Raw genomic sequence first — 24,988 nt, 5'->3', positions numbered from 1 at the left:
CCGGCGCCCGAGCCGGCCCGGGCCGCCGGGACGCCGGTGCGGCTGGCGTTCGTCGGCGCGGGGAACTACGCGACGTCGATGCTGCTGCCGCACCTGGAACAGCGCGACGGCGTCGTGCTGTCCACGGTCGTCACCACGACGGCGCTGTCCGCGGCCAACGCGCAGCGGAAGTTCGGCTTCGCCCACGCGACCACCGATCTCGACGCCGTGCTCGGGGACCCGTCCATCGACGCGGTGTTCGTGGTCACCCGGCACAGCTCGCACGCCGAACTGACCCGCAAGGCGCTGCTCGCCGGCAAGTCGGTGTTCGTGGAGAAGCCGCTGGCCCTCACCGAGGACGAACTGGCCGGCGTGCTCGCGGCGGTGGAGGAGTCCGGCAACGACCGGTTGCAGGTGGGTTTCAACCGCCGGTTCGCACCGCTGCTGCGCGAGGCCAGGACCCGTTTCGGCGCCCGGACCGGTCCGGCGAGCCTGCGCTACCTGGTCAACGCGGGCCGGCTGCAGCACGGCAGCTGGTACCTCCAACAGGGCTCCGAGGGCTCGCGGTTCGCCGGCGAGGGCGGGCACTTCATCGACACGGCGAGCTGGCTGCTGGACGCCGACCCGGTCTCGGTGTACGCGGTCGCCCCGGCCGGCAACGAGGACCTCCAGGTCGTGCTGCGCTACCCGGACGGCTCCACCGCCACCCTGAGCTACGTGACCACCGGCGCGTCCGGCTTCCCCAAGGAGACGCTGGACCTCGTCGCGGACGGCAAGGTGCTGAAGCTCGACGACTTCGTCCGAGCCTCGGTGCATTTCGAGCGCACGGCCGGCCGCAAGCGGTGGGTCAGCTCGCGGCTGCCGAAGGCCCGGGACAAGGGCCAGGCCGCCGAGCTGGCCGCGTTCGTCAAGGCCGTGCGGACCGGCGGGCCGATGCCGGTGCCGCTGGAGTCGCTGGTCGCCACCACGGCGGCCACCCTCGCCGTGCAGGCCTGCCTGGCCGGCGGCGCGCCGGTGACCCTGTCGAGGGCGCGATGACCATGGGCCCGGGCTGGTACCTGCGGCGGCTGTCCCGGATGGGACCGCAGGAGGTCGGCGGCCGGGTGGGCGACGCGGTGCGCAGGCGGCGGTGGCGGTCGGCGCCGCCGGACTGCCCGCCCGTGACGGACGCCCGGTTCACCGCCGTGCTGCCCGCCGGGACGGTCGCCGCGGTGCCACCGGACGCCGCGAAGCGCCTCGTCGCCGAGGCGGACCGGTTGATGGACGGGCACGCGGAGTACTTCGGGGAGGTCCGGGACGACCTGGCCGCCCCCGACTGGTGGCGCGACCCGCGGACCGGGCGGCGGGCGCCGTCCGGCTACGCCTTCGACGTGCCGTACCGGAGCGAGGACGCGGTCGGGGACATCAAGCAGATCTGGGAACTGTCCCGGCACCAGTACCTGACCGTGCTCGCCGCCGCCTACGCGGTCACCGGGAACGAGCGGTACGCCGAACGCGTGGCCGAGCACCTGCGCTCGTGGTGGGCGGCCAACCCGCCGCTGCGCGGCGTGCACTGGATCAGCGGCATCGAGCTGGGCATCCGGTTGCTGTCCTGGGTGTGGGTGCGCCGGCTGCTCGACGGCTGGCCGGGAGCGGCCGGGCTGTTCGAGGACAACCCGGTGGCGCTGCATCAGATCTGGCACCACCAGCGCTGGTTGGCCGCCTTCCCCAGCCGCGGGTCGTCGGCGAACAACCACGTCATCGCCGAGACCGCCGGGCAGTTCGCCGCGTCCTGTGCGTTCGGATGGTTCCCCTCCTCGACGCGTTGGCGGTCCGCCGCGCTGCGGTCGCTGGAGCGGCACCTGCGCGCCAACACCTTCCCCTCCGGCCTGAACCGCGAGCTGGCCACCGAGTACCACGGGCTCGTTCTGGAGCTCGGCCTGGCCGCGGTGGCCGAGGCGGACGCCGCGGCCGTGCCGGTCCCCGCGTCCGTCCGGCTCGTCCTGCTGCGGATGACCGACGCGCTCGCGGCCGTCGTGGACAACCGGTTGCGGCCCCCGCGCCAGGGCGACGCGGACGACGGGCACGGTCTCGTCCTGGACGGCGCGGGCACCGACCGCTGGGGCTCGCTGCTGGCCACCGGGGACGCCGTGTTCGGCCGGCTCGCCTGGTGGCCGGTGGTGACGGGCACCGATGTGCGCACCACGCTGCTGGCCGCGCTCGTCCGACCGTACGCGCGGAACGCCGGCGCCGACACATGCAGCGTGACCCGCCCTGCCGACCGGCCGGCCCACTTCGCCGACGCGGGCATGACCGTCCTGCGCGGTCCCGGGGAGATCTGGTGCCGCTGCGACGGCGGTCCGCACGGGTTCCTGTCCATCGCCGCGCACGCCCACGCGGACGCGCTGTCCGTGGAGGTCCGGCACGACGGGGTCGACGTGCTCGCCGACCCGGGGACGTTCTGCTACCACGGGCAGCCCGAGTGGCGGCAGTACTTCCGGTCGACCCTGGGCCACAACACCCTGCAGGTGGACGGCGGTGACCAGTCCGTCTCCGGCGGCCCGTTCCTGTGGACCCGGCACGCCCGCAGCCGCGTCCTGGTCGCGGACACCTCCGACGAGGGCGTGGCCCGCTGGAGTGCCGAGCACGACGGCTACCGGCACGTGGTGCACCGCCGCCGGGTGGATCTGACCGCGGCGACCCGGGAGCTGCGGATCGTCGACGAGGTGCGCGGACCGCTCCGGGCCGTGCGCCTGGTGTTCCACCTCGGCCCGGCGGTCACCGCGGACCTGACGGGGAACCGGGCGGTGCTGACCTGGGCCCGGGACGGCGAGGACCGCTCCGCGGTGCTCGACCTGCCCGGGGAGCTGTCCTGGTCGGCGCACCGCGGCGAGACGGACCCGCCGCTGGGCTGGTACTCCGCCGGCTTCGGCCGCAAGGAACCCGCCACCACGCTGGTCGGTGCCGGCTTCGCCGGCGGCGCACGGGAGTTGACCACCGTGCTCGGGTTCCGGGGCTAGGGGGGCGGGTGGGGATCACGAGGTGGCGCCGGGGGGCGTCGACGGCGCCGGTGCTGACGCTGGCCCTGCTGGTGGCGACCGGCTGTACGAGCACGCCGGACGCCCCGGCGGAGGCGACCGCCACGCCGTCCGGGCCCGTGGCCGTGGCCGTGGCCCGGGTGTGCGCCGAGCCCGCCGCCGGGCCGACGAGCGCGCCGGCGGGCGCGGTGACGGTCGACCCCGCGGTGGTCGGCGATCTGGCCGCGAAGACCAGGAGCAACCCCCCGCACACCACGTTCTGGCTGCTCCCGGGCACGCACACGCTCGAACCGGACCGCTACGCCCAGGTCATGACCAAGGAGGGGGACACCTATCTCGGCGCGCCGGGCGCGGTGCTCGACGGCCGGAAGACCAACAACTACGCGTTCAGCGGCACCTCCCCCGACGTGACCATCCGCTACCTGACGGTGCAGGGTTTCGTCGCCCCGCACGACGAGGGCGTGGTCAACCACGACATGGCCGACGGGTGGGTGATCGAGCACGCGACGATCCAGCACAACTCCGGAGCCGGGCTGATGGCCGGTGCCCACCAGCAGGTCCGCGCCAGCTGCCTGCGCGACAACGGGCAGTACGGAATGAACGCGTACAAGACCGGTGGCCCCATCAAGGGCCTGCTGGTCGAGGGCAACGAGGTCGTGGGCAACAACACCGACGACTGGGAGCGGCGGCAGCCGGGCTGCGGCTGCACCGGAGGCATCAAGTTCTGGGCCGTCGACGGCGCCGACATCCGCGGCAACTGGGTGCACGACAACCGCGGAGCCGGCTTGTGGGCGGACACCAACAACAACGACTTCCGCATCGAGGACAACGTGCTGGAGGCCAACGACGGTGCCGCGCTGGTGTACGAGGCCAGCTACAACGCGGTCGTCCGGAACAACACGATCCGGCGCAACAACTGGGTCGAGGGCCGCAGGTCCGCCGACCGCGGCGACAACTTCCCCTATCCGACCGTCTACCTGTCCGAGTCCGGTGGCGAACCGCGGATCCCGGCCCGCACCGACAAGATCGAGATCGACCGGAACGTGCTGGAGGACAACTGGTCCGGGATCACCCTGTGGGAGAACGCCGACCGGTTCTGCAACAGCCCGGCCAACACCTCGTCCGGTGACTGCACGCTGCTGGTGAAGAACACCGGCCGCTGCGCCCAGCCGGCGATCGCCACCGCACCGCTCTACGCCGACTGCCGGTGGAAGACCCAGCGGGTGGACGTCCACGACAACCGCTTCACGCTGAACCCGTCCGTCGTCGGCTGCACGACGAAGTGCGGCCGGATGGCGGTGCTGGCGAACTACGGCACCTTCCCGGACTGGTCGCCGTACAAGGGCGAACCGGTGGCCGAGGCCATCACCGGCAAGCAGCAGAACCGCTGGCACGACAACACCTATGTCGGACCGTGGAGCTTCGTCGCCCACGACCCGAGCCGGACGCTCGACTTCGGGCAGTGGCAGGGCGCGCCGTACCGGCAGGACGCGGGCAGCACCTTCCGGCCGCGGACCGGTGGTTGAGATGGGACGGGACCTGACGCGCGAGGGGACGCCGCACGGACCGGGCACCGCGGGCACGCGGCCCGGCGAACAGGCGCGCCCCGCCGGCCCGCCGAAGACCGTCGAGCTGATCTGGGGGCTGCTGATCCTCAACACGCTCGGCTCCGCCGGGGCGCGGACCATCGTCCCGCTCCCCCGCTCCCTCATCCAGATGGCCACCATGGGCGCGCTGGCCACCGCGTTCGCGCTGGCGCTCGTCCTCAACCGCCGGTTGCAAATCCGGGCCGGCGCCTTCCTGTTCCTGCTCACCCTGCTGCTGGTGCTGAGCGTGATCTCCAGCGCGAACCTGGAGTCCGGGTTCGGCGCGCTGTTCCGCTGCTTCCGGCTGACGCTCTTCGTCAGCACGCTGTGGCTGCTCAGCCGCTGGTGGGACGGCAGCCCGACGTTCGTCCGGTTCCACATCCGGATGTACTTCGCGGTGCTCGTGTCGGTGGCCGCCGGACTGGTCGCCTCACCGGGCGCGGCCATGCCCGACCTCTACGGCGGACGGCTGGTCGGCGCACTGTGGCCGCTCACGCCGCCGCAGATCGGACAGTACGCCGCGGTGATCATCGGGCTCACCGTGCTGCTCCTGCTGGACCGCCGGACCAGCGGCGCGAGCGCGGCCACGATCATCGTGCCCTCGCTCGTCCTGCTCGCGCTGACCCACACCCGGACGGCCACCCTCGGCCTGATCATCGGCCTGACGCTGGCGATCGGCTCGCTCCTCATGACCAGCGCCGCCGCCCGCCGGTTCTTCAGCTGGGCGGTACTGCTGGCCACCGTGGTCGGGGTGGGCCTGAGCTCGCTGCTCCAGGCCTGGTTCCTGCGCGGCCAGAGCCAGGAGAACTTCTCCAACCTGACCGGCCGGGCCAAGGTCTGGGACGCCCTGCTGGCGGCACCCCGGACGACCACCGAGCAGGCGTTCGGGATGGGGCTGGGCGACAAGTCCTTCGGCGGGCTGCCGATCGACAACAGCTGGCTGGCCGTCTACAACGAACAGGGCCTGGCCGGGGTCGCCGTGGTGGCGGCGGTCTTCATCGTGCTGGGCGGCGTGGCACTGCTGCGGCCGCCGTCGCCGGAGCGGGCCGCCGCGATCTTCCTGATCAGCTACTGCGCGATCGCCTCGTACACCGAGGCCGGGCTGGGCGATGCCTCGCCCTACCTGCTGCACCTGACCGTGGCCGTCTCGCTGCTGGCCTCGCCGGCCGTGCCCGCCGCCCTTCCGACACCTGCTGTCCCCCGGCCGCGCACCGCGCCCCCGGCCCAGCGAACGGAGCTCATCTGACATGCACGTCCTCGTGGTGCACAACCGCTACGCCTCGGCGCAGCCGAGCGGGGAGAACAGGGTCGTCGACCAGGAGGTGGAGCTGCTGCGCGAGGCCGGCCACCGGGTCGAGGTGTTCGAACGGCGCAGCGACGACATCGCCACCCGGTCCCTGCCGGGCAAGGTGGCGGTGCCGCTGCTGGTGCCGTGGAACCCGGCGGTCCGCTCGGAGCTCGCCGCCCGACTCCGCGCCGACCGGCCGGACGTGGTGCACGTCCACAACGTCTTCCCGCTCCTGTCGCCCGCGGTGCTGGCCGCCTGCGCCGACACCGGCGTGCCCGCCGTCGCCACGCTGCACAACTACACCCAGATCTGCCCGCCGGGCACGCTGCAGCGGGACGGCCGGCCGTGCACCGAGTGTGTCGGGGCCACGCCGCTGCCTGCCGTCCGGCACGGCTGCTACCGGAACTCCCGGCTGGCGACGGTGCCGCTCGCGGTCAGCCTGGCGGTCAACCGGCGGCGGTGGTGGTCCGGCGTGGAGCGGTTCCTCTGCATCTCCGCGGCGCAGCGCGACGTCCTGTCGCGGGCCGGCCTGCCGGCCGAACGGCTGGCGGTGAAGCACAACTTCGTGCCCGACCCGGGTGCCCGCCGAAGGGGCGCCGGCGAGCACCTGCTCTACCTCGGCCGACTTGCGGAGGCCAAGGGTGTGCGGCTGCTGATGGCCGCGTGGGACGCGATCGCCGCGGACGGCGGGGTGGGCGTACCGCTCGTGGTCGCCGGCGCGGGTCCGCTGGAGCGGGAGGTGACCGCCTGGGCCGCCGGCCGGGACGACGTGCGGTACGTGGGCCTGTACGACCGGGCGCAGTGCCGGCAGGCCCTCGCCCGGTCGGTCGCCGTGGTGGCTCCCTCGACATGGCTGGAGGCGTTCGGCCTGGTGGTCGTGGAGGCGATGGCGGCCGGGGTCCCGGCCGTCGCCGCCGGTCACGGCGCCTTCGTCGAGCTCGTACAGGACGGGGTGACCGGGCTGTTGCACAGGCCAGGCGACGCGGCCTCGCTCGCGTCCTGCCTTCGCCGGATCACGGCCGATCCGGCCGGCAACCGGGAGATGGGCCGGACGGCCCGGCGCCGTTACGACCAGGCCTTCAGTCCGGCCGTCGGGCTGGAGCGCCTGGAGGAGGAGTACCGCACCGCCGTCGCGGGGCGGTCCGGCGGCGCGGACGGCGCGCCGCCGGTGGGGAACGGAAACGCTGGCTCGCGGCGGGGCACCCCGCGCGGGCGGGAATGGGGGCAGTAGATGACACGATGCCGACTCTGCGGCTCGACGGCGCTGGGGAGCGTCGTCGACCTGGGGGCGACGCCGCCGTGCGAGAGCTTCCTCGCCGCGGACCAACTGGACCGGCCGGAACCGACGTACCCGCTGCACCTGCGGGTCTGCACCGACTGCTGGCTCGCGCAGATCCCTCCGCTGATCACGCCGGAGGAGACCTTCACGCAGTACGCGTACTTCTCCTCGTACTCGACCTCCTGGGTGGAGCACGCGCGCACCTTCGTCGCCGAGGCCGTGCCGCGGCTGGGTCTCGGCCCCGACTCCTTCGTGGTCGAGGTCGCGAGCAACGACGGCTACCTGCTCCGGCACGTGGTGGACCGGGGCATCCGCTGCCTCGGGATCGAACCGTCGGTGAACGTCGGCGCCGCGGCGCGGGAGGCGGGCGTTCCCACGCTCACGGAGTTCCTGGACCCGGCCACCGGCGCGGCCGTCCGCGCCGAGCACGGCCCGGCGGACCTGGTCGTCGCCAACAACGTGTACGCGCACATCCCCGACGTGGTCGGATTCACCCGGGGGCTGCGCGCCCTGGTGTCCGACGACGGCTGGGTCTCCATCGAGGTGCAGCACCTGCTGACCCTGATCGAGGAGAACCAGTACGACACGATCTACCACGAGCACTTCCAGTACTACACGGTCGCGTCCGCGGCCCGGGCGCTGGAGAGCGGCGGACTCGCGCTCGTGGACGTCGAACTGCTGCCCACGCACGGCGGCTCCATCCGGCTGTGGGCCCGGCCGGCCGGGGTGGCCGGCGAGCCGACCCGGCGGGTGGCCGACGTGCTGGACCGGGAGAAGGCCGCCGGGCTGCAGGAGCTGTCCGGGTACACCGAGTTCTCCACCCGGGTGGCGAAGGTGCGCCGGGACCTCCTGCGCTTCCTCGTCGAGGCGGCCGAGCGCGGCGAGACGGTCGTCGGCTACGGCGCCCCGGGCAAGGGCAACACCCTGCTCAACCACTGCGGCATCCGGCCCGACCTGCTCCCGTACACGGTCGACCGGAACCCCTACAAGCACGGCAGGTTCACCCCGGGCACCCGCATCCCGATCCTGCCGCCCGAGCAGATCGCCACCGACCGGCCGGACTACGTCCTCGTCCTCCCGTGGAACCTGCGGGACGAGCTGGTCGAGCAGTTGTCCTTCGTGCACGCCTGGGGCGGCCGGCTGGTCTTCCCCGTTCCGGAACTCAGCATTGTCGAGGTCAAGCCGTGAAGGTCGTCCTGTTCTGCGGCGGTTACGGGCTGCGGATGCGCAGCGGAGCCTCCGACGACGTGCCCAAGCCGATGGCGATGGTCGGGCCGCGGCCGCTGATCTGGCACGTGATGCGCTACTACGCGTACTTCGGGCACACCGAGTTCATCCTGTGCCTCGGGTACGGGGCCCACCACATCAAGGACTTCTTCCTCAACTACGAGGAGACGACCTCCAACGACTTCGTGCTGCGGGGCGGGCGGACCGAGCTGCTGTCCACCGACATCGCCTCCTGGACGATCACGTTCGCGCAGACCGGCATCGAGTCGCCGATCGGGGAGCGGCTGCGCCGGGTGCGCCACCACCTGGACGGCGACGAGATGTTCCTCGCCAACTACGCCGACGTGCTCACCGACGCCCCGCTGCCGGCGATGATCGACGCGTTCGCCCGGCGCGACGCCGGTGCGTCGATGATGGTGGTGCCGCCGCAGTCCTCGTTCCACTGCGTGGACCTGGGCGAGGACGGCCTGGTGGGGGGCATCACCGCGGTGAGCGAGCTGCCGCTGTGGGAGAACGGCGGCTACTTCGTGCTCCGCCAGGAGGTCTTCGACCACATCCCGGAGAACGGCGACCTGGTCGCCGACGGATGCGCCGGACTGGCCAAGCACGGCCGGCTGGTGGCGCACCGGCACCGCGGCTTCTGGAAGCCGACCGACACCGTGAAGGAACGGGCCGCGCTCGACGACGCCTACGCCCGGGGCGACCGCCCGTGGGCCGTCTGGGAACGGGGCGGTGCGGGCGCGACCGGCAGCAACGACGGCCTCGTGGCGAGGACCGGGTGATCCGGCTCGGCGCCGGGCGCCCGAAGAGGATCGTCGCGGTCGGGGCGCACTGCGACGACATCGCCATCGGCGCCGGCGGCACGCTGCTGACGATGTGCCTCGCGCGCCCGGGCCTCAGGGTCGACGCGCTGGTGCTCTCCGGCGGCGGCGGCGAGCGGGAGTTGGAGGAACAGGACGCGCTCGCCGCCTTCTGTCCGGACGCCGACCTGCGCCTGACCGTGCTCAAGCTGCCGGACGGGCGGCTGCCCGCGCACTGGGACGAGGCCAAGGCCGCGGTCGAGGAGCTGCGCAGGCGGACCGAGCCGGACCTGGTCCTCGCACCGCGCACCGAGGACGCGCACCAGGACCACCGCGCACTGGCGCAGCTGGTCACCACCGCGTTCCGCGACCACCTCGTGCTCGGTTACGAGATCGTCAAGTGGGACGGCGATCTCGGCCGTCCGACGGCGTACCAGCCGATGTCCCCGGCGATCGCCGAGGAGAAGGTGCGGCTGTTGGAGGAGCAGTACCCCTCGCAGCGGCACCGGCCCTGGTACGACCGGGAGGCCTTCCTCGGGCTGGCCCGGATCCGCGGCATCGAATGCCACGCGCGCTACGCCGAGGCGTTCGCCGTCACCAAACTCGTTCTCGATCTGGAGGGATGAACCTTGCGCGTACTGCTGACCGGTCACCAGGGCTACCTCGGCACCGTGATGGCCCCGGTCCTCAGCTCCGCCGGGCACGAGGTCGTGGGGCTGGACGCCGGCCTGTTCGCGGACTGCGTCCTCGGCCCGGCGCCCGCGGACCCGCCGGGGCACCGGGTGGACCTGCGCGACGTCACGGCCGACCACGTGGCCGGTGTGGACGCCGTGATCCACCTGGCCGCGCTGTCCAACGACCCGCTGGGCTCGCTGGCGCCGGACCTCACGTACGACATCAACCACCACGCCTCCGTACGGCTGGCCCGGCTGGCCCGCGACGCCGGAGTGCGGCGCTTCCTGTACGCGTCGACCTGTTCGGTCTACGGTGCCGCCGGCGGCGACGACCTGGTCGCCGAGGACGCCCCGCTGCGCCCGGTGACGCCCTACGCGGAGTCCAAGGTGCGGGTGGAGGACGACCTGCACGCGCTGGCCGACGGCGACTTCAGCCCGGTGTACCTGCGCAACGCCACCGCCTTCGGCTACTCGCCCCGGCTGCGTGCCGACATCGTGCTGAACAACCTGGTGGGCCACGCGCTCCTGTCCGGCGAGGTGCTGGTGCTCTCCGACGGCACGCCCTGGCGCCCGCTGGTGCACGCCGCCGACATCGCACGGGCCTTCGCGGCCGCGCTGGTCGCGCCGCGGGAGGCGGTGCACGACAGGGCGTTCAACATCGGCAGCGAGACCAACAACGTCACCGTCGGCGAGATCGCCGAACAGGTCGCCGAGGCGGTGTCCGGCGCGAAGGTGGTGATCACCGGGGAGAGCGGCGCCGACCCGCGGTCCTACCGGGTGGACTTCTCCCGGTTCCGCGCGGCGCTGCCCGGCTTCGACTGCGAGTGGACGGTGAAGCGGGGCGCGCTCGAACTCGCCGATGCCTACCGCCAGTTCGGGCTGACCCGGGACGGCTTCGAGCGACGCTTCACCCGGCTGGCCGTGCTGCGCGCGGCGTCCGACGCCGGTGCCGTCGACGACACCCTGCGGTGGCGCCGATGACCACGGTGGGCCACCGGATGCACGCGCTGGTGGAGCGGTTGTACCCGCTCTGTCGGAGCATCACCGGCGACGGCGTGCGCGCCACCCTGGACATCGTCGGCGAGTACGTCCCGCTGCAGGTGCACGAGGTGCCGACCGGGACGCGGGTGCTCGACTGGACGGTGCCGCAGGAGTGGAACATCCGGGACGCGTACATCGCCGACGCCGCCGGCCACCGGGTCGTCGACTTCGCCGCGTCCAGCCTGCACGTGCTCGGCTACAGCGTCCCGGTGGCGGCGACCATGCCGCTGTCCGAGCTGCGCGGACACCTGCACACCCTGCCCGACCACCCGACCTGGGTGCCGTACCGCACCAGCTACTACACGCCGCAATGGGGGTTCTGCCTGGCCCAGGAGACCTTGGACGCGCTGCCGGACGGCGAGTACGAGGTGCGCATCGACTCCACGCTCGCGGACGGCCACCTCACCTACGCCGAGCACGTCGTCCCCGGGCAGGTCGCCGACGAGGTGATCGTCTCCTGCCACGTCTGCCACCCGTCGCTGGCCAACGACAACCTGGCGGGCGTCGCGGTGGCGACCTTCCTGGCGCGGGAGCTGGCGGAGCGGACGCCGTACTACACCTACCGGTTCGTCTTCGCGCCCGGCACCATCGGGGCGATCACCTGGCTGGCCCGCAACGCGGAGCGGGTGGAAAGGGTCAAGCACGGTCTGGTGCTGGCCTGTGCCGGCGACCGGGGCCGGCTGACGTACAAGCAGAGCAGGCGCGGCGACGCGGAGATCGACCGGGTGCTGCGGCACGTCCTGCGCGCATCCGAACGGCCGCACCACGTGGCCGAGTTCACGCCGTACGGCTACGACGAACGGCAGTACTGCTCGCCCGGCTTCGACCTCGGTGTCGGCTCGCTCAGCCGGACCCCGTACGCCGGGTACCCGGAATACCACACCTCGGCGGACAACCCGGACTTCGTCTCCCCGGAGGCGATGGCGGACACCCTCGCGGTCTGCCGCGAGGCGTTCGCCGTCCTCGACCGCAACCGGCGGTACCTCAACCTCAGCCCGTACGGCGAACCGCAGCTGGGCCGGCGCGGCTTGTACGACTCGCTCGGCGGCCGCAGCGACGCCAAGCAGGCACAGCTGGCCATGCTCTGGGTGCTCAGCCTCTCCGACGGCGAGCACAGTCTGCTGGACGTCGCCGAGCGGTCCGGGCTGCCGTTCGACACCGTCGCCGCCGCGGCCGACGCCCTGCACGGCGCCGGACTGGTCAAGGCCTGACGCCGATGACCACCGAGGCGGTGAAGGCGAAAGCACCGGCCGGGTCCGCCAGGCGGGCCCTCGTCGGCCGGCTGTCCTGGGGACTGGCCGACCAGGCGGCCTCCAGCATGTCCAACTTCGTGGTGGGCATCTACGTGGCCCGCTCCCTGGGGGTGACCGCGTTCGGCGTGTTCAGCCTCGCCTGGGTGACGTACGGCGTGGTGCTCAACGTCTCCCGCGGGCTGGCCACCGATCCGCTCGTGGTGCGCTTCAGCGGTGTGCCGGAGGCGTCCTGGCGTGGGGCGGTGGCCCGGTCCACGGGCACCGCCCTCGGCGTCGGCGCGGCTCTCGGCGCGGTGTGCCTGCTGGTCGGACTCGGTCTCGGCGGCCGGGTGGGGCCCGCGTTCGCCTGCCTCGGCGCCATGCTGCCCGGGCTGCTGCTGCAGGATGCCTGGCGGTTCTCGTTCTTCGCCGCCGGCACCGGACGGAAGGCGTTCGTCAACGACCTCGTCTGGGGCGTCGCGCTCGTCCCGGCCATGGTGGTGGCGGCCCGCGTGGGCAGCGTGGCCGCGTTCGTGCTCGCGTGGGGCGCGTCCGGCGCGGTGGCCGCCGCGTACGGCTGCCTCCAGTCAGGCATCCGGCCGAGGCCGACCGGGGCCCGCGGGTGGCTCCGCGAGCAGCGCGATCTCGGCTACCGCTACCTGGTCGAGAACGTCAGCCTCAGCGGCGCGAGCCAGCTGCGGGCGTACGGGCTCGGCGCGATCGCCGGGGTCGGCGCGGTCGGCGCGGTGCGGGGCGCCGAGCTGCTGCTCGGCCCGTTCCTCGCCGTCCTGATGGGGCTGTCGCTGGTCACCGTCCCGGAGGCAGCACGGGTGCTGCGGCAGGCCCCGCAGCGGCTGGGCGTGTTCTGTCTCCTGCTGGGCGGCGGGCAGGCCACCGCCGCGCTGATCTGGGGCGGGGCGCTGCTGCCGGTGCCGGACCGGCTCGGCGAGCTGGTGCTCGGTGACGTCTGGCAGTCCGCCTCGCAGCTCATCGTGCCGCTCACCCTCGGTGTCGCGGGCGCCGGCCTCGGCACCGGCGCGGCGGCCGGGCTGCGCGCGCTCGGCGCGGCCCGGCGCAGCCTGCGCTGCCAGCTGTTCGCCTCCGCCTGCTACGTCGGCGGCGGGCTCGGCGGGGCGGCCGTGGCCGGCACGGCCGGCTCGGCCTGGGGCGTCGCCGCCGCCACCGTCAGCAGCTCGGCCGTGTGGTGGCTGCAGCTGCGGTCCGCCCTCCGCGAGCACAGCCAGAACCCGATCCCCGAAGTGAGGACCTCATGACCGCCCGACCCAGGCTGAGCATCGGCCTGCCCGTGTACAACGGCGAGGAGTACCTGGCCGAATCGCTCGACGCCCTGCTCGGCCAGACCTACGAGGACTTCGAGCTGATCGTCTCCGACAACGCCTCGACCGACGGGACCCAGGAGATCTGCCGCAAGTACGCCGCGCGGGACTCGCGCATCCGGTACCTCCGGCTGCACCGGAACATCGGCGCCACGCCGAACCACAACCTCGTGTTCGCCCAGTCCCGCGGCGAGCTGTTCAAGTGGGCCTCGCACGACGACCTGTACGGCCGGGACCTGCTGCTGCGCTGCGTGGAGGCGCTGGACGAGCGGCCCGGGGTGATCCTCGCGCACACCGACCAGGCGGTCATCGACGGCGACGGCCAGGTGACGGTCCCCTACGAGTACGGGCTCGCCACCGCCTCGCCGCACGCACCGGAGCGCTTTCGCAGCATGCTGTTCGAGCCCGGCGGCGACGACTTCTACGGGGTGCTGCGGGCCGACGTGCTGCGGCGGGTGAGACCCATGGACAGCTACCACCACGCCGACCGCACGTTCGTCGCCGAGATCGCCCTGCACGGGCCCTTCCACCAGGTGCCGGAGCTGCTGTACTTCCGCCGCGACCACCCCACCCGTGCCGAGCGGGCGAACCCCTCCAAACGCTCCCGGTGCGTCAACCTGGACCCGCGCCGGGCGGGCCCGCTGCACCCGACGCCCCGGTTGCTCGCCGAGTACGTCTGGGGCTTCGTCTCGGCCGTCCGACGGGCGCCGCTGTCCTCGGCCGACCGGCGGGCGTGCTACCGCCACCTGGCCGCCTGGGCGGCCAGCCGGACCCGGCCGGGCGCCGGCGAGCGGGTCGAGGACCGCGCCCCGGTCGACCCGACCCTGCTCACCGTCTCCGTCGACGCCCTGGTGGCCGGCCGCGAGGGGAGGCAGCCGTGACGTCGGCGGACGAAAAGCCGGTGCGCGTCGGAGTGTTCGGCCTGCTCGGCTCCGGCAACCTCGGCAACGACGGTTCCCTGGAGGCCTTGCTCGGGTATCTGCGCGCCGCACACCCGGAGGCGGTCGTCGACGCGCTGTGCGGCGGCCCAGAAGCCGTCACGAGCCGGTTCGGGATCCCCGCCACCCGGCTGCACTGGTACCGCGGCGAGTACCGGACCGCGTCGCGGGCGGGGTCGATCGCGGCGAAGGGCCTGGGCAAGCTCGTCGACGCCGCCCGCACCGCCGCCTGGGTGCGCCGGCACGACGTGGTGATCGTGCCGGGCATGGGCGTCCTGGAGGCCACACTGCCGCTGCGGCCGTGGGGCTTCCCGTACGCGCTGTTCCTGCTCTGCGCGGCCGGCCGGCTGTTCGGCACCCGGGTGGCGCTGGTCAGCGTCGGCGCCGCCGCGATCGGCAGCCGCCCCACCCGGACCCTGGTGCGCTGGTCGGCGCGGCTCGCCGCCTACCGGTCGTACCGGGACGCGCCGTCCCGCGAGGCGATGCGGGCGATGGGGGTGGACACCGGGCGGGACGAGGTCTACCCGGACCTCGCCTTCTCCCTGCCGACGCCGCCGTCGGGCGCGCCCGACGGTCCACCGGGCCCGGTCTGCGTCGGCGTCATGGCCTTCCGCGGCGGGAACGACGACCGGGCCCGGGCGGAGGAGATCCACCGGCGCTACCTCGACGGGACGACCCGCTTCGTCCGCGCGCTGGTCGAGGACGGCAGACGGGTCCGGCTGCTCATGGGCGACGACGTCGACCGGCCGGTGACCGCCGCGATCCTCGACGCGGTGGACTCGCCGCTGGTCACCGCCGCCTCGCCGGCCTCACTGGCCGACCTGATGAGGGAGACGGCAGCCGCCGACACCGTGGTGGCGACCCGGTACCACAACCTCATCTGCGCACTGAAGGTCGGCACGCCGACGCTCGCCCTGAGCTACGCGGCGAAGAGCGAGGCGCTGATGGCCCGGATGGGGCTGGGCGAGTACTGCCACCCGGCCCGAGAGGTCGACGCCGACCGCCTGCTCGAGCGGTTCCGGGCGCTGGAGAAGCAGGCGCCGGAGCTCCGGCGGACCATCGCCGAGCGGAACCTGGCCGCCCGCCGGGAGCTCGACCAGCAGTTCAGGGCCCTGACGGCGGCCCTCTTCCCGGCGGCCGGCCGCACCCCCGCCCGTTCCGACGCCCATGACCGCAACCGCGCCCACGCACACGACCGCACCCACGACCACGCCCCACGGGAGGCTCCATGAAGGCGACCGAAGTCCCGGCGATCGCCGGCGGATACCTGTTCGAACCGACGCCGTACGCCGACGAGCGCGGCTTCTTCTGCCGCACGTTCGACGCCGAGGTCGTCCGCTCGGTCGGCCTCGACCCGAACGCCTTCGTCCAGCACAGCGTGTCCCGCTCGGTCCGCGGCGTACTGCGGGGCCTGCACCTGCGCTCCGGCGCCGGCGAGGCCAAGCTGGTGCGCTGCTCGTACGGGAAGGTCTTCGACGTCGTCGTGGACCTGCGACCGGACTCGCCGACCTACCGCGGCCGGGCCTTCTTCGAGCTGAGCGGCGAGACGCAGGTGAGCGTGTACATCCCGGCGGGGTGCGCCCACGGGTTCCAGGCGCTGACCGAGACCGCCGACGTCTCGTACCGGATCGACCGCCCGCACGATCCGGCCGAGGACGTCACGATCGCCTTCGACGACCCGGAACTCGCCATCCCCTGGCCGCTGCCGGCCGTGTCGGTGTCCGAGCGGGACCGGAAGGCGCCGAGCCTCGCCGAGGTCCTGCGGCACGAGGGACGGCCGGCGTGAACACCGAGGACACCCCTGACGCCCGACACGTCCGAGACATCCGAGACATCCGAGACGTCCGAGGCCCGCAGAGCGCCGATGAGTTCAGCCTGCCCCGGTCGCGGAAGGCGAACGAGAGACTGCACGCGCTCGTCCCCGGGGGCGCCCACACCTATGCCAAGGGCGACGACCAGTACCCCGAGCACCTGGCCCCGGTCATCAGCCACGGCAGCGGCGCCCACGTGTGGGACGTCGACGGCAACCGCTACGTCGAGTACGGCTCCGGCCTGCGGTCGGTCAGCCTCGGCCACGCCCACCTCCGGGTGGTCGAGGCGGTGCGGCGGGAACTCGACCGCGGCAGCAACTTCGTCCGGCCGTCCGTCGTGGAGGTCGAGGCCGCGGAACGCTTCCTGGCCACGGTGCCGACCGCCGAGATGGTCAAGTTCGCGAAGAACGGCTCCGACGTCACCACCGCCGCCGTGCGACTGGCCCGTGCCGTCACCGGGCGGACGCGGGTGGCCATCTGCGGCGACCACCCGTTCTTCTCCGTCGACGACTGGTTCATCGGCACCACGCCGATGTCCGCCGGCATCCCCGCCGCGACCACCGAGCTCACCGTGGCGTTCCCCTACGCGGACCTGGCCGCCACGGAGGAACTGCTCACCCGGTACCGGGACGAGGTCGCCTGCCTGATCCTCGAACCCGCCGGCCACACCGAGCCGCCGCCCGGGTACCTCGCCGGCCTGCGCGAGCTGGCCGACCGGCACGGCTGCGTACTGATCTTCGATGAGATGATCACCGGCTTCCGCTGGTCCGAGGCGGGCGCCCAGGGCCTGTACGGCGTCGTCCCCGACCTCTCGACGTTCGGCAAGGCGCTGGGCAACGGGTTCGCCGTCTCCGCGCTGGCGGGGCGCCGGGACCTGATGGAGCGCGGCGGGCTGCGCCACTCCGGCGACCGGGTGTTCCTGCTGTCCACCACGCACGGTGCGGAAACGCACGCGCTGGCCGCCGCGATGGCCGTGCAGAGCACCTACGTCGAGGAGGGCATCACCGCTCGCCTGCACGCCCTCGGCAAGCGGTTGGCCGCCGGTGTCCGCGAGGCCGCCGCCTGCACGGGCGTCGGCGACCACCTCGTCCTCCGGGGCCGGGACAGCAACCTCGTCTTCGCGACCCTCGACGAGAACCGGCAGCCGTCGCAGCAGTACCGCACCCTGTTCCTGCGCCAGCTCCTCGCGGGCGGAGTGCTGGCCCCGTCGTTCGTGGTGAGCAGCGCGCTCGGCGACGCCGACATCGACCACACCGTCGACGTGGTGGCCCGGGCATGTGCCGTGTACCGGAAGGCGCTGGACGCCGCCGATCCGACCCCCTGGCTCGGCGGGCGGCCGGTGAAGCCCGTGTTCCGCCGCCTGGCGTGACGTCATGTCGTGTGATGTCACGCCATGTGACATCACACGACATGACGTCAGCGGTGCTCCCGCCGCCCGACGTCGGCCGTCCGGTCGACCAGCCACGCGGCCGCCGGTACCACCGCCAGCGCGGTGCACCAGCCGCCGAGGACGTCGGTCGGGTAGTGCGCGCCCAGAGCGACCTGCGCCCAGCCCATGGCGGCACCGGCGACCAGCGCCGCGGCGAGCACGATCAAGGTCCCGGCCGTCCTACCGGGGCCGAGTCCGTCCCGGCCTCGGCGGCGGGTCGCGAGCATCGCCACCGCGAGGGCGAGCGCGGTCGCGAAGGCGGTGTGCCCACTCGGGTAGGACAGGTGTCCACCGTGGATGGTGCGTCCCACCAGGTGCTTGAGCAGCGTCGTCGTCCCCACGGCGATGCCGACGCCGGCCACGACGAACACCGCTGCCCGAAGGCGCCGGAGCAGCAGGCAGCCCGTCACCGTGGCCACGACCAGCATCGTGGCTCCCACCGGCTCCCCCAAGGAGTCCACAGCCAACGCGACGTACCGCCACGACGGCCCCGCACCGTCCACCACGGCCCGGATCCGCGTGTCCACCGTGCCGGGCCCGGCCTCGTCGGCGTACCGGATCCCGAGCACGGCGACCAGCAACGCGGCGAAGGCCGCCATCAGCCCGAGCCCCGCGCGCAACGCCGGGGGCAGCACCACGGGTGCCGGCCGGCCGTTCACACGCCCACCGCGTCCGGTCGACCTGCGGCCCCGACGGCGGGGCGACGTCTCCGGACGATTCCGGTGCCCACAGGTTTGGGCCCGCCAGGAGCTGTGTGTCCCGTCAGTACCGCAGCCCCCGCCGGCGGCTCGGACGTCGGGCACCGGTCGGCGGCCGCTTCCACGGCCCCGGCAGAAGCCCGCACTTCGCCGAACACGGCGCCCGGCCCGCCGCCGGTCACAGTGCGCGCAGGAAGGGCGTGACCCCGCCCGCAACGGCGATGCCACCGGCGAGCGTGTACCGGCGTGCCGCAATCGGCACCGCCCGGTACGACCCCCGGGCCGACCGCTGTTCTGATGTCCGCTCAGGCTCCACCTCTGCAGGCATGGGCCGAGTATGTCAGCGACCCACCGGCGCCGGCAGCCGTTCACCAGGACAGCCCCGCCCGGACCGGGTCGGACGTCGGCGCGCGGCGCCGGGCGTCGCGGAGGACGACCCGCTGGTCGCTCTGGCAGCAGGAAGCACTCGTGAGCCGGCGGGCTTGCCGGCGCAGCAGGCGGTCCAGGACGGCCGCGCTCGCGCGGGCGCGCAGCAGGTGGCCGTACCCGCCGGTGACGTGCGCGGCCTCGGTGATCCCGGGCAGCCGCAGGGGCCGTCGCAGGACCGTCACAGGGCCGTCGCCTCGAAGGCGTCGCCGTCCGTCTCGGGACGCAGCCGGACGTCGATGAAGTCGGTCGGGGATCCGCGCATCCACGCAGCTCACCGAGGATGCCCCGTCGAGGCCGCCCATGCCGTGACCGCCATGGCGGACGCCGGAAAGGGACAGCGGGTTCCGGGCCTGCGGGGCACGGTGGCCGGCCTGAGGTTCGCGATGGAGGCCCGGGTGGGGCGCCTGTGGCGGGTGGCGCCGCGGGCCTGGGAGTGACTGTGCCATCGGGGTGGTCGGGGTGCTTGTGGTGGAGGAGGGGCGTCGGTGGTGGCGCGCGGCGGTGAGCGCGGCGTGCGCGGTCGCCTTCGCCATCCTGTCCGCGGCGCCGGCGACGGTGCTGGGGCGCGGCTGTTGGAGGCGCTCGCCGGGTGGGAGCCGTGGACGCGGGCGGTCGCGGCGCCCCTGCCGTCGGTGGTCGCGGTGCGCGGACCGGCTGGGCCTGCGGCGGCCGGCGTCCACGGAGTGCCGGCGGCCGTACCCGGCGGGCTCGCACCGCCGCTGACGGAGGGTCGGGGAAGGTCCGGCGGGGCATCGGGGCGGGGCGCCGCGGGGACGTTCCTGCGGCTCACAGGCCTGGCGACGGTCAACCCGACGACGGCGCTGCACTTCGCCGCGCCGGTGACGGGAGGGGGCGGGCCGGGTGTGCGCCGGCGGGGCCGTGTTCGTGGCCGGGGGCGTGCGTGGCGTCGCTGACGTGGCAGCAGTTCCTGGCGGTGGTGGGGGTGTCCGATGGGCGCGCGCCTCCGGCCGAAGGCGCGGTGACCGGCCTCCTGCGCCGGGTACCTGCCGGTGGGCCATGACGCTGTGCGACCGCTCCGGGCGCGATGGGTGACGGATGTGGCTGGTGCCACCAAGACAGGCGGCAGAACCGGGAACTCCGCTTCGCGTGGTGACGGATCGTCACATGGCGATCGCCGAGGGTGGATCTCACGGGCGGCTTCGACGGGCATTGGTGTGATCGGGGGCGCATTGGCAGTATTTTCGATCATGAAAATCCCACCAAAAGCCATCATTTCCGGCCCGGCTTCTTGATCCTTACCGCCGGTAACAGTCAACTGACCTGCTCGGCAAGGGAATTACTTGATGACCGACCGCAACCGCCCGTAGCTTCTTGGGCGGTGCAACGAGCACCACCCGGGTTCACCCCGATGCACGGCCCACCGGCTGACCCCGGTGCGAGGGCCGTGCGCGCCGACCGGCCGAGCTCGGAACGGGCCGGCGGTGAGCGGGGGCGACCGGGGCGGCACGGCACATCGGACACGTGCCGGCCGTCCATCGAGTGAGGTGAGCGAAACGCGGGCCCCGCAGGGGCCTGGTTCCGCATGCCTGCCCGGGGCTTGTCGAGAGGATGTTCATGACTTCCGGTCACGAGACCACCGCCGCCACCACCTCCACCAAGGCCACCACCAAGCGCAACCGAGTCCGCGTGGCCGTCGTGGCCGGCGCCGCCGTCGCGGCGCTGCCGGTGGCCGGACTCGTCTCCGCCCCCTCGGCCTCGGCCGCCTCCGCCTCGACCTGGGACGCCGTCGCCCGGTGCGAGAGCGGTGGCAACTGGTCGATCAACACCGGCAACGGCTTCTACGGCGGTCTGCAGTTCACCGCCAGCACCTGGCGGGCGTACGGCGGCACCGCGTACGCGCCACAGGCGAACCGGGCCAGCAGGGCGCAGCAGATCGCCGTCGCCGAGAAGGTGCTCGCCTCGCAGGGCCCCGGCGCCTGGCCCGTCTGCTCCAGGAAGGCCGGCCTGACCAGGGGCGGCGCGCCGGCCCAGGTCGACACCGCCACCAAGGCCAAGCCGGCCACGCCCAAGGCCCGGGCCCCGAAGCCGCAGCCGCCCAAGCCCGCCCCCGAGTCCCGGCCCGCCCAGACCCCGACGCCCGACCGGAGCTCCACCGACGCCACACGGTCGGCGCGGACCCCGACCCCGTCGTCCCCGGTCAACTCCCCGTGGAACGGCTCCCCCACCGGCACCTACACCGTCAGGATCGGCGACACCCTCAGCGAGATCGCGGTCACGTTCGGCACCGACGTGCGGAGCCTGTACGCGAAGAACATCCGGACCATCGGCGGCGACCCCGACCTGATCTTCCCGGACCAGGTTCTGGACCTCTGACCCCTGGTCGGACCACGGCCGGCCACCCCTCCGAGGGGCGGCCGGCTCCGGCACGTGGGCCTCGGCGTCCGGTCCCGTGCCCGGGCCCCCGGCAGGCCACCGGACTCGACTGCCCGACCTGGCCGCGCCGCCCGCGCCGCCTGCGCTGCGCGTGGTGACCGCGCGCTCGCGGATCGGGAGCCGCGGCGCCGGCCCCGACCGGGCCGGTTGTTGAACGTTGAACGCGATGTCCGAATGCCGCCGGACTCGTGCTCGCCGGCGTCCGATGATCGAGTCATGTCCGAGAACACGACAGCGGGTTCGGGGAGGATGACGATGAGCACGACCATGGTGGCCGCACGGCTGGCGGGCAAGGTGGCGCTGGTGACCGGCGGCAGCCGGGGAATCGGCGAGGCGGTCGCGCTGCGGCTGGCCGAGGAAGGCGCCGACGTGGCGCTCACCCACCGGGACAGTGCCGAGCGCGCCCAGGCGGTCGTGGCCGAGATCGAGGGAATGGGCCGCCGCGCCTTGGCCGTACGGGCGGACAGCGCCGACCCTCGGGCGATCCGGGCGGCGGTGGACGCGGTGGCGACACGGTTCGGCCGACTCGACATCCTGGTGAACAACGCGGGCGTCGGCGTGGTCGGCCCTATCGCGGAAATCGACGAGGCCGACATCGACCGGGTGCTGGACGTCAACGTCCGGGGGCCGCTGCTGGCCTCCAAGGCGGCCGTCGCCCACCTGGGCGAGGGCGGACGGATCGTCACCATCGGCAGCTGCATGGCCGAGCGGGTCGCCTTCCCCGGTGGCGCGGTGTACGCGACCAGCAAGGCGGCACTGTCCGGGCTGACCAAGGCACTGGCACGGGAGCTCGGGCAGCGCGGCATCACCGCCAACCTGGTGCACCCCGGTCCGACCGACACCGACATGAACCCGGCCGACGGGCCGGGCGCCGACCTTCAGGCCGGCTTCACCGCGCTGGGCTCGTTCGGCACCCCGGCGGACGTTGCCGGCACCGTCGCCCACCTGGTGGGTCTGGAGGGCCGGTACATCACCGGTGCCGCGATCGCGGTGGACGGCGGGTTCACGGTCTGAGACCGGCGGCCCTTCCGGGGCCGGGCCCCGCCCAGGCGGTGAACCGTGCGGCCCCGCCCGGGCGGTGAACCGCCATCCGGGCCTGGCTGCGCGCCGGTCCGCGCACGCCCCCGCGGCCCATCATCGGCGGGCCCGGGGGAACCGACGACCTCACACGGTCGAGTTGGTCCGACTCCGCCATGGCGAAGTACATCGTGGTCCCGGCTGGGAAGGTCGTCTATGTCGTGGAGGCCGACATCTACGACCTAGACCGGGGTTTCAACATCATCTGATGCCTCGCCGCCCGTCTGCGAACGTGCCGGCATCCGCTCGAACGGTCCCCCGCCGTTGCCGGACCGACCCGGTGACCCTTGCCGGTCGCAGCACTAGACGGTCCGCAGGACGGCGACGACCTTGCCGATGACGGTGGCGCGCTCGCCGGACACGGGCCGGTGGGCGGTGCGGTGCGGGACGAACCAGGTGTGCTCGCCGTCGCGGCGGTAGCGACTGACGGTGGTCTCGCCGTCGATCAGCACGGCCACGAGGTCGTCGTCGTCCGCGGTGGGCTGGCGACGGACCATGACGAGGTCGCCGTCGCGCATCGCGCCGTCGCTCGCGGATGAGGCGCCGCGGATGGTGAGTGCGACGAGTTCACCGTCGCCGACGATGCGGCGGGGCAGGTGCAGCACGTCCGCGTCGTGCCCCGCGGCGAGCGGGCCGTCAGCCTCCGTGGGGCTGAGCAGCGGAACGGCGACGGAGCCGTGCTCGGGACCGGCGGGCGCGGCGGGGCGGGTGGTGGTGAGGCGGTAGGTGCGGGGGCGCTGGGGATCGGCCTCGACGTGTCCGAGGTCCTGCAGGCGGTTGATCTGGTGGGCGACCGAGGAACTGCTGGACAGGCCGACGGCCCGGCCGATCTCGCGCATGGTGGGTGGATAGCCGCGGGCGGTGGTGTGGTCGGCGATCACGGTGAGGATGGCCCGCTGGCGGTCCGTCAGGCCGTCGCGGCCGACCGCGCGGCGCCGGCCGCTCGCGAGCGTACCCGGGCTGTGTGCCATGACTGCTTTCCCTTCCTGGTGATCGGTGGCCGCGGGCTCGACGCTAGCCCTGGGGACTGACAACGCCGGGTCTGCCGATCGGTGGTGAACTCGCATGTGCTCACCGGTGGGTGGTGGGTGGTCGGCCACAGCGTCCCGGGCGGCGGGACCAGGACGTCCGGTCGATCGTTCGCGCCGAGCATCGCCGAGGCTGGTCCAGCGGCCGGTCCACGCCCGGTGCCCACGCTGCGGCCGCGACCGTGGGCGCCTGATGGACTCCCTCCTCCCCCGGCTCTCCTCGAACAGGAAGTCACCGTGGCCGGGCCCACACGGCGCTTGGCGGCATCCGCTGCGCCGTCTCGGAACTGCGGCACCCGGACCCGGAGCGGAGCTCGGCCCGGTGGTGCTGGTGCACCGTCGGCACGGGAATGGGCGCTCGTGCCCTCGTGCCTGTCGAGCCCCTGGAGTTCCGGCCGGGTCGACGGCCGGGTGACCAGGGTCGAACTCCTCGAACGCGCCGGCCACGGTAGGGCCGAACTCGACCTCCTCCGCACCCGCACCCTCCTCCGGCCGTGACACCCCCCGGACCGGGCGGATGGTCCGACCCGGAGGTGAGGGGGTCAGAGCACGCTGCCACCGTGCGCCGCGTGGCGAGCGACGATGACATCCTGGACTCGATCAGGCGCGACGCTGAGCTCGCTGAGCTGCTGTGGAACGTTTGCGAGTTCGACCTCTCGCGCGCAGACCACGGCGAGCCCGTCCGGCTGTCGTCCGGGCTGGCCCTGGCGGGCGTGGCCGGCGACTTCACCGGCGGGACGTTCTTCCTCTGCGGTGACGAGCGCACGGAACGGCCCGTGCTGTATGCCGACTCCGAGGGACGGGCCGGTCTGATCGGCCAGAACCTCGGTGAAGCCCTGGAGATCATGGTTGGGCTGCCGTCCTGGCGGGACTGTCTGACGTTCTCCGGAGCAGGTGACCTTGCGGTCATGCGGACGGCCGCCGATCACCTCGGCCGCGACGAGATCCGGGACGAACCGGCCTCGGTGCGCAGCGGATTCTCCTCGCGGCTGCTCTGGACGTGGACCTGGCCCCCGCCTCGGTCCTGCCGGCCCGTCTGCATGCTGCGGTTTCCGCGACCGTGCCCGACTTCGTGCTCACCGTCGAGACGGGCGAGGAGTACGACAGTCTCTTCGGGCCCTGGCTGCCGAGCCGCAATCCTGCCTGGCACTGAAAGCGCCAGAGGATCAGCGACGGGGCCGATGCGGCGGTGTCGCTGGTCCTGTGACGTTGGAGGCGTCCGATCGGTTCAACGCGCCGGCTGCGGTCGGGCCGAGTGCGGGGACCCGGTCCGACGCCCGCGTCATCAAGCCGAGTCGGCCCAACCTCCGCGCTCGTTCGGTCCGGGCCCGCCCTGTCGCAGGGGCAGCTCTCGGGTCTGTCATGATCGCTCTGCCGGGGTGGTGCACACCTCGCGGGGAGACGAGGAACGTCGTGATCACTGCGCTGCTGCTTGCCGTACTGGTGCTCACCGTGGGGGGCAGTGTCTGCGTGGTCTGGGCCGACCGGGGCGGGCCGCGCTGGGTGCGAGGTGTGGCATCAGTGACCTTGGCCGTGGGTGAGCTGGTGCGCGAGAGCGAGAAGAAGCGTCTCCGCAAGGCTCGAAAGAACATGGGCGACATCAACAGCAGCAGCGGAGACGGCGGGGGCGGCGACTGAACCCGGCGGCGGGCCCTGCGGGGGCGGGGCCACTTCGACCTGCGGCCGGGGCGGCCGGCTCGGGGCGGGCGGAAACGGTCGGCGAG

General features: G+C 73.4%; 22 protein-coding genes and 1 pseudogene. 19 read left to right on the top strand and 4 right to left on the bottom strand.

Going from position 1 to position 24,988, the window contains the following annotated elements; translation table 11 throughout:
- The 15 genes and pseudogenes from KSNIM_RS37260 to KSNIM_RS37190 all read left to right on the top strand — a co-directional run.
- Positions 1-1,017, top strand: a pseudogene (locus KSNIM_RS37260) (Gfo/Idh/MocA family protein); the annotation flags it as partial.
- A complete protein-coding gene (locus KSNIM_RS37255; RefSeq protein WP_263107612.1) occupies positions 1,014-2,978 on the top strand; it encodes a heparinase II/III family protein in 1,965 nt (654 codons plus the stop codon). The pseudogene KSNIM_RS37260 and the gene KSNIM_RS37255, both read left to right, overlap by 4 nt.
- 8 nt (positions 2,979-2,986) lie before the next feature.
- The gene (locus tag KSNIM_RS37250; protein WP_263107611.1) at positions 2,987-4,522 is read left to right on the top strand and encodes a right-handed parallel beta-helix repeat-containing protein; all 1,536 of its coding nucleotides are present in this window, start codon (positions 2,987-2,989) and stop codon (positions 4,520-4,522) included.
- A gap of 1 nt (position 4,523) precedes the next feature.
- Entirely contained in the window at positions 4,524-5,828 is a 1,305-nt protein-coding gene (locus KSNIM_RS37245) for an O-antigen ligase domain-containing protein (RefSeq protein ID WP_263107610.1), read from the top strand.
- 1 nt (position 5,829) lies between these two features.
- Positions 5,830-7,101: a glycosyltransferase gene (locus tag KSNIM_RS37240; protein WP_263107609.1), complete on the top strand. Its 1,272-nt coding sequence runs from the start codon at positions 5,830-5,832 to the stop codon at positions 7,099-7,101.
- Complete coding sequence (locus KSNIM_RS37235) at positions 7,102-8,337, top strand: class I SAM-dependent methyltransferase (protein ID WP_263107608.1); 1,236 nt, start codon at positions 7,102-7,104, stop codon at positions 8,335-8,337.
- A complete protein-coding gene (locus KSNIM_RS37230) occupies positions 8,334-9,158 on the top strand; it encodes a glucose-1-phosphate cytidylyltransferase (RefSeq protein ID WP_263107607.1) in 825 nt (274 codons plus the stop codon). Before KSNIM_RS37235 ends, KSNIM_RS37230 begins: the two co-directional genes overlap by 4 nt.
- Complete coding sequence (locus tag KSNIM_RS37225) at positions 9,155-9,802, top strand: PIG-L deacetylase family protein (protein WP_263107606.1); 648 nt, start codon at positions 9,155-9,157, stop codon at positions 9,800-9,802. Before KSNIM_RS37230 ends, KSNIM_RS37225 begins: the two co-directional genes overlap by 4 nt.
- A 3-nt stretch (positions 9,803-9,805) precedes the next feature.
- On the top strand, positions 9,806-10,831 hold the full coding sequence (locus KSNIM_RS37220) for an NAD-dependent epimerase/dehydratase family protein (protein ID WP_263107605.1): 1,026 nt from the start codon (positions 9,806-9,808) through the stop codon (positions 10,829-10,831).
- Entirely contained in the window at positions 10,828-12,102 is a 1,275-nt protein-coding gene (locus tag KSNIM_RS37215; RefSeq protein WP_411543826.1) for a DUF4910 domain-containing protein, read from the top strand. Before KSNIM_RS37220 ends, KSNIM_RS37215 begins: the two co-directional genes overlap by 4 nt.
- 5 nt (positions 12,103-12,107) lie before the next feature.
- Positions 12,108-13,397 carry a hypothetical protein gene (locus tag KSNIM_RS37210; protein WP_263107603.1) on the top strand — a complete coding sequence of 430 codons (1,290 nt, stop codon included), beginning with the start codon at positions 12,108-12,110 and terminating at the stop codon, positions 13,395-13,397.
- On the top strand, positions 13,394-14,341 hold the full coding sequence (locus KSNIM_RS37205) for a glycosyltransferase family 2 protein (RefSeq protein ID WP_263107602.1): 948 nt from the start codon (positions 13,394-13,396) through the stop codon (positions 14,339-14,341). Before KSNIM_RS37210 ends, KSNIM_RS37205 begins: the two co-directional genes overlap by 4 nt.
- Positions 14,338-15,630: a polysaccharide pyruvyl transferase family protein gene (locus tag KSNIM_RS37200; RefSeq protein WP_263107601.1), complete on the top strand. Its 1,293-nt coding sequence runs from the start codon at positions 14,338-14,340 to the stop codon at positions 15,628-15,630. The genes KSNIM_RS37205 and KSNIM_RS37200 overlap by 4 nt, the downstream gene beginning before the upstream one ends.
- Entirely contained in the window at positions 15,627-16,184 is a 558-nt protein-coding gene (rfbC, locus tag KSNIM_RS37195) for a dTDP-4-dehydrorhamnose 3,5-epimerase (protein WP_263107600.1), read from the top strand. The genes KSNIM_RS37200 and rfbC overlap by 4 nt, the downstream gene beginning before the upstream one ends.
- Before the next feature lie 47 nt (positions 16,185-16,231).
- Positions 16,232-17,578, top strand: a complete 1,347-nt coding sequence (locus KSNIM_RS37190; RefSeq protein WP_263108249.1) for a glutamate-1-semialdehyde 2,1-aminomutase — start codon at positions 16,232-16,234, stop codon at positions 17,576-17,578.
- Between the two features lie 47 nt (positions 17,579-17,625).
- On the opposite strand, the gene KSNIM_RS37185 is transcribed toward KSNIM_RS37190, so the two are convergent.
- On the bottom strand, positions 17,626-18,297 hold the full coding sequence (locus KSNIM_RS37185; RefSeq protein ID WP_263107599.1) for a phosphatase PAP2 family protein: 672 nt from the start codon (positions 18,295-18,297) through the stop codon (positions 17,626-17,628).
- 407 nt (positions 18,298-18,704) lie between these two features.
- Entirely contained in the window at positions 18,705-18,947 is a 243-nt protein-coding gene (locus KSNIM_RS37180) for a hypothetical protein (protein ID WP_263107598.1), read from the bottom strand.
- Between the two features lie 132 nt (positions 18,948-19,079).
- On the opposite strand from KSNIM_RS37180, the gene KSNIM_RS37175 reads away from it, so the two are divergent.
- The 3 genes from KSNIM_RS37175 to KSNIM_RS37165 all read left to right on the top strand — a co-directional run bounded on the left by KSNIM_RS37175 (position 19,080) and on the right by KSNIM_RS37165 (position 22,173).
- Positions 19,080-19,202 (top strand): hypothetical protein, encoded by a 123-nt coding sequence (locus KSNIM_RS37175; RefSeq protein ID WP_263107597.1) that lies wholly within the window; start codon positions 19,080-19,082, stop codon positions 19,200-19,202.
- 1,138 nt (positions 19,203-20,340) lie between these two features.
- A complete protein-coding gene (locus KSNIM_RS37170; protein WP_263107596.1) occupies positions 20,341-21,099 on the top strand; it encodes a LysM peptidoglycan-binding domain-containing protein in 759 nt (252 codons plus the stop codon).
- A 309-nt stretch (positions 21,100-21,408) separates the two neighbouring features.
- Positions 21,409-22,173: an SDR family NAD(P)-dependent oxidoreductase gene (locus tag KSNIM_RS37165; RefSeq protein ID WP_263108248.1), complete on the top strand. Its 765-nt coding sequence runs from the start codon at positions 21,409-21,411 to the stop codon at positions 22,171-22,173.
- A gap of 365 nt (positions 22,174-22,538) precedes the next feature.
- On the opposite strand, the gene lexA is transcribed toward KSNIM_RS37165, so the two are convergent.
- Both lexA and KSNIM_RS37155 read right to left on the bottom strand, forming a co-directional pair.
- Positions 22,539-23,207 carry a transcriptional repressor LexA gene (gene lexA, locus KSNIM_RS37160; protein WP_263107595.1) on the bottom strand — a complete coding sequence of 223 codons (669 nt, stop codon included), beginning with the start codon at positions 23,205-23,207 and terminating at the stop codon, positions 22,539-22,541.
- Between the two features lie 599 nt (positions 23,208-23,806).
- The gene (locus tag KSNIM_RS37155) at positions 23,807-24,193 is read right to left on the bottom strand and encodes a hypothetical protein (RefSeq protein ID WP_263107594.1); all 387 of its coding nucleotides are present in this window, start codon (positions 24,191-24,193) and stop codon (positions 23,807-23,809) included.
- A gap of 484 nt (positions 24,194-24,677) precedes the next feature.
- Between KSNIM_RS37155 and KSNIM_RS37150 the strand changes: the two genes are divergently transcribed.
- Positions 24,678-24,902 (top strand): hypothetical protein, encoded by a 225-nt coding sequence (locus tag KSNIM_RS37150; protein ID WP_263107593.1) that lies wholly within the window; start codon positions 24,678-24,680, stop codon positions 24,900-24,902.
- Positions 24,903-24,988: the final 86 nt, after the last annotated feature.

It is taken from the genome of Kitasatospora sp. DSM 101779, assembly GCF_025655475.1.
In the GTDB taxonomy this organism is placed as follows: domain Bacteria; phylum Actinomycetota; class Actinomycetes; order Streptomycetales; family Streptomycetaceae; genus Kitasatospora.
Note: the sequence above shows the minus strand (reverse complement) of the source record. Positions and strands in the feature narration are given on the sequence as shown.

Excerpts from the sequence above, each read along its gene's own strand:
- KSNIM_RS37255 (WP_263107612.1), top strand. The coding sequence starts at position 1,014 with ATGACCATGGGCCCGGGCTGGTACCTGCGGCGGCTGTCCCGGATGGGA.
- KSNIM_RS37245 (WP_263107610.1), top strand. The coding sequence starts at position 4,524 with ATGGGACGGGACCTGACGCGCGAGGGGACGCCGCACGGACCGGGCACC.
- KSNIM_RS37240 (WP_263107609.1), top strand. The coding sequence starts at position 5,830 with ATGCACGTCCTCGTGGTGCACAACCGCTACGCCTCGGCGCAGCCGAGC.
- KSNIM_RS37235 (WP_263107608.1), top strand. The coding sequence starts at position 7,102 with ATGACACGATGCCGACTCTGCGGCTCGACGGCGCTGGGGAGCGTCGTC.
- KSNIM_RS37215 (WP_411543826.1), top strand. The coding sequence starts at position 10,828 with ATGACCACGGTGGGCCACCGGATGCACGCGCTGGTGGAGCGGTTGTAC.
- KSNIM_RS37210 (WP_263107603.1), top strand. The coding sequence starts at position 12,108 with ATGACCACCGAGGCGGTGAAGGCGAAAGCACCGGCCGGGTCCGCCAGG.
- KSNIM_RS37205 (WP_263107602.1), top strand. The coding sequence starts at position 13,394 with ATGACCGCCCGACCCAGGCTGAGCATCGGCCTGCCCGTGTACAACGGC.
- rfbC (WP_263107600.1), top strand. The coding sequence starts at position 15,627 with ATGAAGGCGACCGAAGTCCCGGCGATCGCCGGCGGATACCTGTTCGAA.
- KSNIM_RS37175 (WP_263107597.1), top strand. The coding sequence starts at position 19,080 with ATGGCGGACGCCGGAAAGGGACAGCGGGTTCCGGGCCTGCGGGGCACG.
- KSNIM_RS37170 (WP_263107596.1), top strand. The coding sequence starts at position 20,341 with ATGACTTCCGGTCACGAGACCACCGCCGCCACCACCTCCACCAAGGCC.
- KSNIM_RS37165 (WP_263108248.1), top strand. The coding sequence starts at position 21,409 with ATGACGATGAGCACGACCATGGTGGCCGCACGGCTGGCGGGCAAGGTG.
- lexA (WP_263107595.1), bottom strand. The coding sequence starts at position 23,207 with ATGGCACACAGCCCGGGTACGCTCGCGAGCGGCCGGCGCCGCGCGGTC.